General features: G+C 62.8%; 10 protein-coding genes. 8 read left to right on the top strand and 2 right to left on the bottom strand.

Annotated elements, in window-relative coordinates; genetic code table 11:
• Positions 1–144: 144 nt before the first annotated feature.
• The 8 genes from VC352_RS19435 (at position 145) to VC352_RS19400 (ending at position 8,878) form a co-directional block, all read left to right on the top strand.
• Entirely contained in the window at positions 145–453 is a 309-nt protein-coding gene (locus VC352_RS19435) for a hypothetical protein (protein WP_322981155.1), read from the top strand.
• 271 nt (positions 454–724) lie between these two features.
• A complete protein-coding gene (locus VC352_RS19430; RefSeq protein WP_322981154.1) occupies positions 725–1,135 on the top strand; it encodes a hypothetical protein in 411 nt (136 codons plus the stop codon).
• 102 nt (positions 1,136–1,237) lie between these two features.
• A complete protein-coding gene (locus VC352_RS19425) occupies positions 1,238–1,843 on the top strand; it encodes an N-methyl-D-aspartate receptor NMDAR2C subunit (RefSeq protein ID WP_322981153.1) in 606 nt (201 codons plus the stop codon).
• An 87-nt stretch (positions 1,844–1,930) separates the two neighbouring features.
• Positions 1,931–3,040 carry a GGDEF domain-containing protein gene (locus tag VC352_RS19420; protein WP_322981152.1) on the top strand — a complete coding sequence of 370 codons (1,110 nt, stop codon included), beginning with the start codon at positions 1,931–1,933 and terminating at the stop codon, positions 3,038–3,040.
• 55 nt (positions 3,041–3,095) lie between these two features.
• Complete coding sequence (locus VC352_RS19415; protein ID WP_322981151.1) at positions 3,096–3,458, top strand: hypothetical protein; 363 nt, start codon at positions 3,096–3,098, stop codon at positions 3,456–3,458.
• A 48-nt stretch (positions 3,459–3,506) separates the two neighbouring features.
• Positions 3,507–6,941 (top strand): AAA family ATPase, encoded by a 3,435-nt coding sequence (locus VC352_RS19410; RefSeq protein ID WP_322981150.1) that lies wholly within the window; start codon positions 3,507–3,509, stop codon positions 6,939–6,941.
• A 2-nt stretch (positions 6,942–6,943) separates the two neighbouring features.
• Complete coding sequence (locus VC352_RS19405; RefSeq protein ID WP_322981149.1) at positions 6,944–7,486, top strand: hydrolase; 543 nt, start codon at positions 6,944–6,946, stop codon at positions 7,484–7,486.
• 147 nt (positions 7,487–7,633) lie between these two features.
• The gene (locus tag VC352_RS19400; protein ID WP_322981148.1) at positions 7,634–8,878 is read left to right on the top strand and encodes an SLC13 family permease; all 1,245 of its coding nucleotides are present in this window, start codon (positions 7,634–7,636) and stop codon (positions 8,876–8,878) included.
• A gap of 162 nt (positions 8,879–9,040) precedes the next feature.
• On the opposite strand, the gene rlmF is transcribed toward VC352_RS19400, so the two are convergent.
• Together rlmF and VC352_RS19390 are read right to left on the bottom strand one after the other, a co-directional pair.
• Positions 9,041–10,042: a 23S rRNA (adenine(1618)-N(6))-methyltransferase RlmF gene (gene rlmF, locus VC352_RS19395; RefSeq protein ID WP_322981147.1), complete on the bottom strand. Its 1,002-nt coding sequence runs from the start codon at positions 10,040–10,042 to the stop codon at positions 9,041–9,043.
• 119 nt (positions 10,043–10,161) lie between these two features.
• Positions 10,162–11,988 carry an SLC13 family permease gene (locus VC352_RS19390; RefSeq protein ID WP_322981146.1) on the bottom strand — a complete coding sequence of 609 codons (1,827 nt, stop codon included), beginning with the start codon at positions 11,986–11,988 and terminating at the stop codon, positions 10,162–10,164.
• Positions 11,989–11,995 lie beyond the last annotated feature (7 nt).

Here is an 11,995-nt window from a genome sequence, read left to right as displayed (position 1 = left end):
TTCATAACGACTCTCCCGCTCAGAAAACCTCGACATCTTGGTATAGAACTGTGGTGTGGGGAGAGTCCATTACAGCATTCAAATCGTTCGCTGCGCATACTGGGACGGGCTAAAACCCGCCCCTTAACCAAACGTTAGGCGCTTATGAAAAATATCCAGGTCATCGACAGTGCAATAAATGCCGTATATGATATTTTCTCGGCTACAGACGATGAGTTTTCGTTGATATTCCCTGAAGGCAAAGACATCGCATTTATCGACGAAGTCTATGAGCGTGGTAGCACTAGGGAGCTTGATCTAGCGTTTGAACGCATATGGGCACGTCGAGTGCCCAAGAAGGAAGCAATGGGAATTCATGGCATCCTTTTCTATGAGCTAAACGAGAAAAAAGACTTCTACCCGACGCGCCGCGATGAAGAGGCAAGGAACCCCGACGGCAGTCGTTTACGTTAACAACCTGCGGCAATGTGTCTAACAATGTGTATACGAAGTCTCCCCACAAGTAGTGCGCAAAGCGTTGCTTTTGCACCTGTCGTCAGCGCGGTTACATTCGAATATCCGGCCTGTTTTGGGCGCTACCGCCCTAGCCATTCTGTAGTTCGCGCAGCGGGGGGGGCAAGCGTTCAGTCGATCTGTGTGATCATCATTCTGAACTCGCAAAAGCTGCGCTTTTGCTCGCCGGTTAGCTCAAGCTTTATGCATCGCAAAAAAACGGAATGTTTTCATGGAAAAGGACATTAAAGTCGCATGTATTATTTCAGTAGCGGCTCCAATCATCGTTATATTGAATGGCGACTATCTCTACATAGGCCTTTGGTATTATTTCCTGTTGCCTGCAATCATAGTGGGTGCGAATTATTTCCTCGGAATAGCCACCGGCATTTGTAGCGGAATGGCTTTGGCCTTGCAGGTATCGTTTTTCTTGTTTTTCTACTGGCAGCAACAAATAAATCAAGGGTTGCTAGGGTTGATTCATATTTGTTTTCTGTTGCCTGGCGCGATCATAAGCTCAATGGCTGGGCTTATTCTTCTTAAAAAGAACCCCATGCTTACTATGCTAAATGGTTTTGCTTATGGTTTTTGCTCCTTTGCTATCGGGGCTGCTGCAAGCATGGCAATTTACTTCGCTAGTTGATGTCCAATAATTCGGTGCATCACAAATGGTTAAAACCATTTGCTTCGTTCACTGGGACGGGCTAAAACCCGGCCCTTAACCAAACGGCCATCGATCGCCTCAATGACTCTTCTCCCCGCATCCTGGGCCCGCGGCTGGTCAGACCTTGGCCTCCAGCCGCCGTCCGGCCTGTTCGACCAACTCGTCCGTGCCTACGAAGAACCTCAGCGGTACTACCACTCACTGCAGCACCTGCATGAGTGCCTGGCGCATTTCGAGCAGGTGCGGCATCTGGCGCAGCAGCCTGGCGAGGTGGCCATCGCGCTATGGTTTCATGACGCCATCTACGATGTGCGCGGCAAGGATAATGAGCGCCAGAGCGCGGACTGGGCCTGCCGGGTGCTGGCGAGCTGTCAGGCCAGTCAGGCGACGCTGGAGCGTGTCGAGCGACTGATCATGGTGACCCAGCATGATGCGACGCCAAGCGAGGCGGATGAGCAATTGTTGGTGGATATCGACCTGGCCATCCTCGGCGCCACGCCGGCGCGCTTTGCCGAGTATGACGTTCAGGTGCGCGCCGAGTACGCCTGGGTGCCGGGTTTCGTCTACCGAATGAAGCGGCGCAAGATTCTCCAGTCATTTCTGGCGCGCTCGACCATCTACAGCACGGATCATTTCCGGGCGCGTCATGAGGCACAGGCGCGGATCAATCTCGTTGGCGTGCTTTGACGACGCCTCAAGGATGCGGCTCACATCGCACTCTGTGCGACAAGCGTTCTATGCTGTGAATGGTGGCTTTTCGACAGGGGAGCGAAATTGCCGTTGTTCAACGCCTTGTTGCGTGCGCTTGACCCTTTGTATGGAGTGCCTGAGGCGACTCGGCAGGCGTTCGCCTGTTGGTACCTGCAGGCGAAGATTCCGCAGATCCGCTACGTGGCGTTCCTTACTACCGGGTTGTACCTCATCTATGCCGTCATCGAGCAGAACGTCGAGACCGATCAGCCCTTCGCGCGGCTGATCATCCATGCGTTGCTGGTGCCTGCGGCGTTGCTGAGTATCGGATTGCTGAGTTTCCAGCCACGCCGACAGCCCTTGATGCTGGCGTTGCTCACTGCGGCCCCAATCGTCTCGGTACTGGCCAACCTTTACTTCAACTTCGGCTCGCCGCGCTTTGCCTTCTACGCGCCGGAGATTTACCTCAACCTGATGTGGACCTTCGCCATCTCCGGCCTCACGCTGAAGCGCGCGATGCTCACGTCGTTGGTTTCTCTGGCGGCGATCCTGCTGGTTACGTTGGAACACTCGCTGACACCCGGCATGCAGCGCCTGCACCTGATCTGGATTCTAGCGTCGGTTTCTTTCGGCCTGCTCAGCGCCTTTCTGTTGGAGAAGGCACATAAACGCATGTTCCTGCATCAGGACAGTCTGGCGCTGAGCGCCAGCATCGACAGCCTGACCGGGCTGTGGAACCGCTCGCGTACCTTGCATTTTCTGATCGAGGAAGTGGCACGGGCCAATCGTTACGGCACCCCATTCTCAGTGGTGTTGATCGATATCGACCACTTCAAGAGCGTCAACGACACCCATGGTCATGCCGTGGGCGACAGCGTGCTGCGTCAGTTCGCCGGCCTGTTGCGTGACGGCGTACGAGTGGTTGACAAGGTCGGCCGGCTCGGTGGCGAAGAGTTTCTGATCATCCTGCCAGAGATCGACGCGGTGCATGCCGAGCGTGCCATGCAGGCGCTGCAGAAGCGCATCAACGGTTTCGCCTTCGACCGCGTGCAACGCAAGAGCGCCAGCTTTGGCATTGCTGAATATCGCCCTGGAGAAACTCTCGACAGCCTGATGGAACGCGCGGATCAGGCGATGTACTGCGCCAAGGCCAACGGCCGCGATCGTATCGAGACACTCTCAGCACAGGCCTGAACCGCTCATGAGCGGTAGGGGCGAAATCGCTACAACTCTTCCAGTGGAGAGCGTCATGCAAAGAGCGTCACACCTTCTTCTCGCGGCTGCGACCATTCCCCTATTGGCCGGCTGTACCAGCTCCGCCCACGAGCAGGATGCCAAGGTGAGCGAGCAATGGCTGGGCCGTTGGAACGGGCCGGAGGGCACCTACCTGGACATCACCGGCACGCCCGCCGACTACCGCCTGACCATCGCCAATCTTGACGGCCCACGGCGCTTTGTCGGCCGCGCGCAGGATGGGCAGATCGTTTTCGTCCGTGACGGCGTGGTGGAGAGCATCCGTGCCACCGACGGCGAAGCCACCGGCATGAAGTGGCTGCTGGACAAGCACGACTGCCTGACCGTACGCAGCGGTGAGGGCTATTGCCGCGACTGAATCGTCGATATGCCAGAATGACCGCCTTCAACGGCTTACGACCTGTGCATGAAAATCCTCAGCCTGCGCCTCAAGAACCTCAATTCCCTGAAGGGCGAATGGAAGATCGACTTCGCCGCCGAGCCCTTCGCCGGTAGCGGCCTGTTCGCCATCACCGGGCCGACCGGTGCGGGCAAGACCACTTTGCTCGATGCCATCTGCCTGGCGCTGTACCACCGCACGCCGCGTATGAGCACGTTGTCGGCCAGTGGCAACGAGCTGATGACCCGGCACACTGCCGACTGCCTGGCCGAGGTCGAGTTCGAGGTGAAGGGGCAGGGCTACCGCGCCTTCTGGAGCCAGCGCCGCGCGCGCGACAAAATCGATGGTGCGCTGCAGGCGCCCAAGGTGGAACTGGCGCGTATCGCCGATGGCGAAATTCTTACCGACAAGATTCGCGAGAAGGAACAGCTCACCGCCGAGCTGACCGGCCTGGATTTCGAGCGTTTCACCAAGTCCATGCTGCTGGCCCAGGGCGGTTTTGCCGCCTTCCTCGAAGCCAATGCCAATCAGCGTGCCGAGTTGCTGGAGGAGCTGACCGGCACCGAGGTCTACGGGCAGATTTCCCAGCAGGTCTATGAGCGCACCAAGGCTGCCGAACAGGCGCTGGGCCTGCTGAAAAGCCGCGCTCAAGGTATGGAGTTGCTGGACGAAGCGCAACGCGCCGAATTACAGGCCGAAGCCGAGCGTCTGGCGCAGGAGCAGGCGCCGCTGCTGAGCGAACAACAGACGCTGCTGGCCGGGCAGCGTTGGCGGGAGACGCTGCTGCGTGCCGAGCAACAAGCCGGCGAGGCAGAGCAAGGGCTGGAGCAGGCCCGTCAGCGTCAGGTCGCAGCGACCGATGACCTGCAGCGCCTCGCAGCCAGTGAGCCTGCCGCACGCCTGCTGCCATTGCACCAGGCCTGGCAGCAGGCGCAGCACGATTGCCGGCAGGCTGAACAAGGGCTTCTCACGCTACGCGAGCAGATGCAGGCCTGCGCCGAGCGCGAGCGACGGGCGCTATGGCAGGCCAGCTGCCATGCCACGCATTGGCGTGACGAGCGCCAGGCCGCCCTGACTCAGGTGCAGCATCAGCACGCCGAGGTGCAGGTATGGCTGGGCGAGCGCAGCCAGAATGCGCGACTGGGCGAATTGCTCAGTGGCTGGGACGAGCGTTTTGCACAGCGGACAAAGGGCGTGCAAGCGCTGCAGACGACGCAGACGCGCCTGAGCGAATCCGCCGCACAACTGACGACGTTGCAGCGCCAGCGTGAAGAGCAGGGCGTGTGTCTGGCGACATTGCAGCAGCAGGTGCAGCAAGCGCGTGATGCCGAGGTGCAGCAACAGGGCGCCGTGGAGGCGCTGCTGGGTGAGTCGGGAGAGGCCGGCTTGCGCCAGAACTGGCAGCGTCTGCAAGCACGCAGCCGGGTATTTGATCGGCTGCAGCAACTGGCGCATAGCCGCGAGGCGCTAAATACCCAACTGGCCGAACTGCCGCCGCGGCTGGCCGAGCTGCACGCACTGCAGAGCGGTAAGAACTCAGAGATCAATGCCCTGCGCGAGCGCTACAAGTCCACCAAGCAGCAGGTCGCCGACAAGGAAAAGCTGCTAGAGCAGGAACAACGAATTCAGGATCTGGAGGCCCATCGCGCCCGCCTGCAGCCTGGCGATGCCTGCCCGCTGTGCGGCTCGCACGATCATCCGGCGATCAGCCAATACCAGGCGCTGAACGTCTCCGCTACCGAACAGGCGCTGGCGCAGTGCCGCAGTGAGTTGAGCGAGCTGGAAAGCCAGGGCGCCAATCTGCGTGATGAACTGACCCGTCTGGCCGCGCAGATCGAGCAGGTGCAGGCGCAACAGGCGCAGGCCGAGGCGCAATTGCTGCCGCTGAACCAGCAGTGGCAGCAACAACTGAACGAGCATGACATCCGTCTGCAGGACATTGCCGAGTTGGCCGTTCTGCAACAGCAGCACGAGCACGAACTGGCGGCGCTGCAAGCACGCCTGGAAACCGTGCAGGCGCAGCAAACCGAACTGCAGCGCCTGCGCGAGGTACGTGAAAAGGGCGAACGCGAGCAGGCCGAGGCCGAGCGGCAGCAGGCATTGCTCAGTCGCGATCTGGACAACACCCAGGCGCGCCTGGTTGAGCAACAGACTCAACTGAGTGATTTGCAGGCCGAGCAGGCGCAGTTGATTCAGGTATTGCTGGCTAGTCTGCAAGGCTTCGCCAGCGAGCTGCCGGCCGACAGTGCAGGCTGGTTGGCGCAGCAGAAAGCCGCCTGGCAAGCCTGGCAGCAGGCACAGGCTCGCGAGCAGCAGTTGCTGCAACTCGCACGCGAGGCACAGCGACAGCTGGACGAAGCCCAGGTGCAGGCCGAGCAATGGTTGCAGCGTTGGCAGGAGGCGGGGGCGCCGAGCCTGGAGGCTCCCGCACCGGCCGCCGACCCGCAGCAGGCACTGCGCGAGGCGGCCGAGCGGCTGGTCGGCACTCAGCGTGAACGCGATGGCCTTGCCGGCAGCGAACAGGCCCAGATCGCCTTGCTGGCGCGCGAACAGCAACGGCTGCAAAACTGCCTGCAGACCTGGCAACAGGCGCTGGCCAGCAGCCCCTTCGCCGATCAGGCAGCGTTTGAAACGGCCGTACTGTCCGAAGACGAACGCCAGCACTTGCTGCAGCTCAAGGCCGATCTCGAACGGGCGTACACCCAGGCCACGACCCTGCTGGCCGCAGCCCAGGCAGAGTTGCAGCGCCTGCAGGCCGAAGCGCAAACCGATTTGAGCCTGGAGGCGCTAGCCGAGCAGATTCAGGCATTGCAAGAGCGTTTGCGTGGCCTGAGCGAACGCCAGGGCGAGCTGCGCGCGCAATTGCAGGCCGATGAGGCGCGGCGCAACAGCCAGCAGGCGCTGTTCGCCGAGATCGCCGTGCAAGAGGGTGAGCATCGCCTGTGGCAGCAACTCAATGGCCTGATCGGTTCGGCCGATGGCGCCAAGTTCCGCAAATTTGCCCAGGGCCTGACCCTCGATCACCTGATCCACCTGGCTAACCGCCAACTGACGCGCCTGCACGGGCGTTACCAGTTGGCGCGCAAGAGCAGCGGTGAGCTTGAGCTGGAAGTGCGCGATACCTGGCAGGCCGACGTGGCGCGCGATTGCCGCACGCTGTCCGGTGGCGAGAGCTTTCTGGTCAGCCTGGCGTTGGCGTTGGCGCTGTCGGATCTGGTCAGCCACAAGACCAGCATCGACTCGCTGTTTCTCGACGAAGGCTTCGGCACGCTGGATGGCGAAACCCTGGAAGTGGCGCTCGATGCCCTGGACAACCTCAACGCCAGCGGCAAGACCATCGGCGTGATCAGCCACGTCGAGGCGATGAAGGAGCGCATTCCCGTGCAATTGCGGGTACACAAGGGCGTCGGCCTCGGCTACAGCCGGCTCGACGCGCGGTTTGCGGTGAAGGAAGGAGCGTAGTGATGCTGATGCAAGCGAAGGATTCCACCCTGCTGGTGATCGATCTGCAGGAGCGGCTGTTGCCGGCCATCGACGGCGGGGCGGCGGTGGTCGAGCAGGCCGCCTGGCTGGTGCAGGTGGCGCAGCGTCTGCAGGTGCCGGTGATCGCCACCGAGCAGTATCCCAAGGGGCTGGGTTACACCGAACCGAGCCTGCACGAACTGCTGCCGGGTGACGGGCTGCGCGAGAAAATTCATTTCTCGGCAACTGCCGGGGCCGGGGTGTTCGATTTGCCTGGTGGTGACCGCCAGCAGTTCGTGGTCTGCGGCACGGAAACCCATGTCTGCGTGCTGCAGACGGTAATGGGCCTGTTGGCCGCTGGGCGCGAGGTGTTCGTGGTGGACGAGGCCGTCGGCTCGCGGCGGCCACGCGACAAGGCCCTGGGCCTGGCCCGTATGGAGCGTGCCGGTGCGGTAATCGTCTCGCGTGAGATGGTCGCCTTCGAATGGCTGGAGCAGGCGGGCACGGATGTGTTTCGCGAGGTCAGCCGGGGCTTCATTCGCTGATACGGTCGCGGCTGAAGCCCCTCCCACATTCCGGGCCTGGGAGTCCCATGTGGGAGGGGCTTTAGCTGTGACAGGTGAACAAGCATTCCGCCACGCTCGATCTACGGCTAGAGTGCTGGCGCCTTTCCCATCCTTGGATGTGCCTGCATGACCTTCGCCTCCTGGCTGACCATCGGCCTGTTTACCTTCACCTATCTCGGCATGGCCGCTGGCGGATTGCGCGGGCTTCGCGTCGACCGTAGCTGGATCGCCTGCAGCGCTGCGGTGCTGCTGCTGGTCAGCGGTGCACTGAGCATGGACGATGCGGCGCATCATCTCGACCCTGGCGCGCTGTTGTTGCTGCTGGCGCTGATGCTGATCTCCGCGCAGTTCGACTTTTCCGGCGTGTACGCCTGGCTCAACCGCTACCTGACCGAGCATGCCGAACGCCCGGCGGTTTTGTTGGCTGGAGTGGTGCTGCTGGGCGGCTTTCTGTCGGCGATTCTGGTCAACGATATCGTCGCCTTCGCCCTGACTCCGCTGTTGTGCCGCAGCCTGCATCAACGTGGCCTGGAACCTAGGCCCTTCCTGCTGGCGCTGGCGTTGTCGTGCAACGCCGGGTCGGCGGCCAGCCTGATCGGTAATCCGCAGAACATCCTCATCGGCCAGGCCGGTGGGCTGGATTTCTGGGGCTATGTCGCGGTGGCCGGGCCGCCCGCGCTGGCAGCCATGTCTATCGTCTATGCCGTGATCTGGCTGCAGTGGCACCACCGCTGGGGCGAGCCACGGCCGCTGAAGGCCGGCGATACGCCGGTGGAGCATATCTATGGTGCGCGCAGTTACCTCAAGCCGCTGCTGGCCAGCCTGGCATTGCTGGGGTTGTTCGCCACGGCGCTGCCGCGCGAACTGTCGGCGCTGCTGATTGCGGTATTGGTGATGGTGTCGCGCCGCGTGGACAGCCGCGACTATGTGAGCAAGGTGGATTGGAATCTGCTGTTGCTGTTCGTTGGGCTGTTCCTGGTCAGTGGCGCGGCGCTGCAGTTGCCGCAACTGGCGCAAGGGACGGCTTGGCTGGCCGAGCATGGCGTGCTGCCGCAGGACGTCTGGTCGCTGGCGGCGTCTTCGCTGGTGGCCGGCAACCTGATCGGCAACGTGCCCTTCGTTGTGCTGTTGCTCGGGCTGATGCCGGAGTTGCCGCATTCGGTGTTGATTGGCCTGGCGGTGATGTCCACGCTGGCCGGCAACCTGCTGCTGATCGGCAGCGTGGTCAACCTGATCGTCGCCGAAGCGGCGAAGCGTCAGGGCGTGAGCCTGGGCTTCGTCGACTATGCGCGTAGTGGTGTGCCGGTGACGCTGCTGAGCATGGCCGTTGCAGGGCTCTGGCTGGGCCTGGGCGGCTGGGTGCCTTGGTAATGATGGCGTAGCGCGGTAGGGCGGACTCAGGAGCCTAAGCGAACAGTCCGCCGTTGGTGGTGGTTAATGGATCGTGGTGGCGTACTGCTGCGCGTATACGCCTTGCCTAACTTAAAGAGTCGCGGCTAAAGCCCCTCCCACAAATCAGCCTGCTGGATTGGCTCAACGCCAGTGGCTCTGACGCCATATGGCGCGCGCTTGCGCATCCTTGAACGTCCAGGCTACCAGACGGCTCTGTTTCTGCCCCTGGGACATGCCGAGAATCCGTACCTCGGCCGCACCGGCCTTGGCCAGCCAGCCTTGCAGCAGTTCGACGTTGCCGCCTTTCGACACCAGGCTGCTGAACCACAACACCTGCTCGGCCACTTGCGCGCTTTCGCTGGTCATGCGCTTGAGAAACCCTGCTTCGCCGCCCGGGCACCACAGCTCGGCCGCCTGACCGCCGAAGTTGAGCACCGGCAGTTTGCGTTTCGGGTCGAGCTTGCCGAGGTTGCGCCACTTGCGTGTGCTGCCGCTGCTGGCTTCGGCGGCGCTGGTGTGGAAGGGCGGGTTGCACAGGGTCAGGTCGAAGCGCTCGTCGCTGCGCAGCAGGCCGACGAAGATGTGCTCGGCGTTGCTTTGCTGGCGCAGTTCGATGGCGCCGCTCAGTTGCTGGTTACCGTCGACGATGGCGCGTGCCGAGTCCAGTGCGGCGGCTGCGACATCGGCACCGAGAAAATGCCAGCCGTATTCGCAGCGACCGATCAGCGGGTAGATGCAGTTGGCGCCGACGCCGATATCCAGCGCACGCACCTGTTCACCGCGTGGAATCTGCCCGTCGTTGTCGCTCGCCAGCAGGTCGGCGAGGTTGTGCAGATAGTCGGCGCGGCCAGGAATCGGCGGGCACAGGTAACCCTCCGGGATATCCCAGTGCGCGATGCCGTAGTACTGACGCAGCAGCGCGCGGTTGAACACCTTGACCGCCGCCGGGTTGGCGAAGTCGATGCTCGGCTTGCCATAGGGGTTGGTGATGACGAAGTTGCCCAGTTCGGGGCTTGCCTTGATCAGCGCAGGAAAGTCGTAGCGCCCCTTGTGGCGATTGCGTGGGTGCAGCTCACCCTTGGCCGGTGCCGTCTTCACGGCAGCAGGTGCGGGCTTGCGGGGGCGCTTGGGCGGTTGCGACATGGTGGTCATCTGATCTGGCGGGCGCGGGATTTTCCCATAGTCGGGCTGGGTGCGCACTGCCAGCAAAAAGCATGGGCGTAGGCGCGCGTTGTAGGGCGGGTGCAACCCGCCACAAGCGCTCAGAGCGGAAAAAGCAGCGGCACCAGCGCCACGCTGACGATCATCACCAGCAGGGTGAAGGGCACGCCGACCCGCACGAAATCGCCGAAGCGGTACTGACCCGGGCCGAGCACCAGGGTATTCACCGGCGAGGAAATCGGCGTCATGAACGCCGCCGAGGCGGCCAGGGCGACGGTCATGGCGAAGGGCAGCGGCGAAGCGTCCAGCGCCTGCGCGGTGGCAATGGCCACCGGCGCCATCAGCACCGCCGTGGCGGTGTTGGAAATGAACAGGCCAATTACCGCCGTCAGGGCGAACAGGCAGGCGAGGATCAACCGTGGCCCGGCATCACCGAGGCCACCGACCAGTCCCTGTACCGCCAGTTCGACGCCACCGGTCTGCTGCAACGCCTGGGCGAAGGGCAGCATGCCGACGATCAGGATCAGCGTTGGCCAGTGGATGGCGCGGTAAGCGCTGTCCAGATCGATGCAGCGAAATGCCCCCATCAGCAGGCAGGCGATCAGCGCGGCCTGCACATTGGGCATCAGCCCACTGACCATCAAACCCACCATCACCGCCAGACTGAGCAACGCGTAGGGCGCCTTGCGCGCAGCAGGTGCCACCTCGGCCACTTCCGCCGGCAGGCTGAGCACCAGAAAATCGCGGCTCAACCCCTGCAAGCGGTGGATGTCGCGCCAGGCACCGGCCACCAGCAGGGTATCGGAGGCCTTGAGTTTTTCGTCCACCAGCACGCCTTCCAGCGCCTGGCCCTGGCGGCGCAGGCCGACCACGTTGAGCTTGTGCCGCGAGCGAAAACCCAGCTCCTGGATGGTCTTGCCTGGCAGTTGCGACTCCGGCGGCAGTGCCACTTCGGCCAGGCCCAGTTCATGGGCGTGCAGGCTGAAATACGAATGCGGCAGCGGCATGGGTTCCAGGCCCAGCGCCTGGTAGCTGCCAAGCAGGCCGATGGTGGGGCTGGCGATGTCCACCAGCAGCACATCGCCTGGCTCCAGCTGGGTATTGCCGCTGGCCATCAGCAGCAGGGTGCGCAGGCGCTGGCGGCGTTCGATGGCGATGACGTTGATGCCGTGCTCGCGGCGCAGTTGCAGCTCGTTGAGCACCTGGTTGGCCAGCGGTGAATCGGCGCGCACCAGCAGGCGCCGTTCGCGCTCGCTGAGGCGATAGCGCTCGGCCAGATCGGCCAGGGTCAGGCGTGGCGGTTCGGCGTTTCCTGCTTCGCGGCGTACCAGCCAGCGCCGCGCCAGCAGCATGTAGCCGACGCCGAGCGCCAGAATGCTCAAGCCTATGGGGGTGAAGGCGAAGAAGCCGAAGCCATCCAGCCCGGCGCGGCGCAGCTCGGCATGTACCACCAGGTTCGGCGGCGTGGCCACCAGGGTGAGCATGCCGCTGATCAACCCGGCGAAGGCCAGCGGCATCATCAGGCGCGCCGGGGCGATGCGCAGGCGCGCGGCAACGCCGAGCACCACGGGGATGAAGATCGCCACCACACCGGTCGAACTCATCACCGAACCCAGGCCGGCCACCGCCAGCATCAGCAGGATCAGCAGGCGCGTCTCGCTGCTGCCGGCCCTGGCCACCAGCCAGTCGCCCAAGCGGTAGGCGATGCCGGTACGCACCAGGCCATCACCGATGATGAACAGCGCTGCAATCAGGATGACGTTGGCGTCGCTGAAACCGGCCAGGGTCTGTTGCAGGTCGAGCACGCCGGTCAATGGCAGGGCGACCAGCACCAGCAGGGCGACCACGTCCATGCGTGGCTTGCCGATGACGAAGAGGGTAACGGCGCCGGCCAGCAGGCCCAGCACCCAGAACAGATCAGGATTCATCGCACTT

The sequence above is a fragment of the Pseudomonas sp. C11 genome, from assembly GCF_034683865.1.
GTDB lineage: Bacteria > Pseudomonadota > Gammaproteobacteria > Pseudomonadales > Pseudomonadaceae > Aquipseudomonas.
Note: the sequence above shows the minus strand (reverse complement) of the source record. Positions and strands in the feature narration are given on the sequence as shown.

What these genes read in the sequence shown, in the direction of transcription:
- VC352_RS19435 (WP_322981155.1), top strand. Translation starts at nt 145, where the DNA reads ATGAAAAATATCCAGGTCATCGACAGTGCAATAAATGCCGTATATGAT.
- VC352_RS19430 (WP_322981154.1), top strand. Translation starts at nt 725, where the DNA reads ATGGAAAAGGACATTAAAGTCGCATGTATTATTTCAGTAGCGGCTCCA.
- VC352_RS19425 (WP_322981153.1), top strand. Translation starts at nt 1,238, where the DNA reads ATGACTCTTCTCCCCGCATCCTGGGCCCGCGGCTGGTCAGACCTTGGC.
- VC352_RS19415 (WP_322981151.1), top strand. Translation starts at nt 3,096, where the DNA reads ATGCAAAGAGCGTCACACCTTCTTCTCGCGGCTGCGACCATTCCCCTA.
- VC352_RS19410 (WP_322981150.1), top strand. Translation starts at nt 3,507, where the DNA reads ATGAAAATCCTCAGCCTGCGCCTCAAGAACCTCAATTCCCTGAAGGGC.
- VC352_RS19405 (WP_322981149.1), top strand. Translation starts at nt 6,944, where the DNA reads ATGCTGATGCAAGCGAAGGATTCCACCCTGCTGGTGATCGATCTGCAG.
- VC352_RS19400 (WP_322981148.1), top strand. Translation starts at nt 7,634, where the DNA reads ATGACCTTCGCCTCCTGGCTGACCATCGGCCTGTTTACCTTCACCTAT.
- rlmF (WP_322981147.1), bottom strand. Translation starts at nt 10,042, where the DNA reads ATGTCGCAACCGCCCAAGCGCCCCCGCAAGCCCGCACCTGCTGCCGTG.
- VC352_RS19390 (WP_322981146.1), bottom strand. Translation starts at nt 11,988, where the DNA reads ATGAATCCTGATCTGTTCTGGGTGCTGGGCCTGCTGGCCGGCGCCGTT.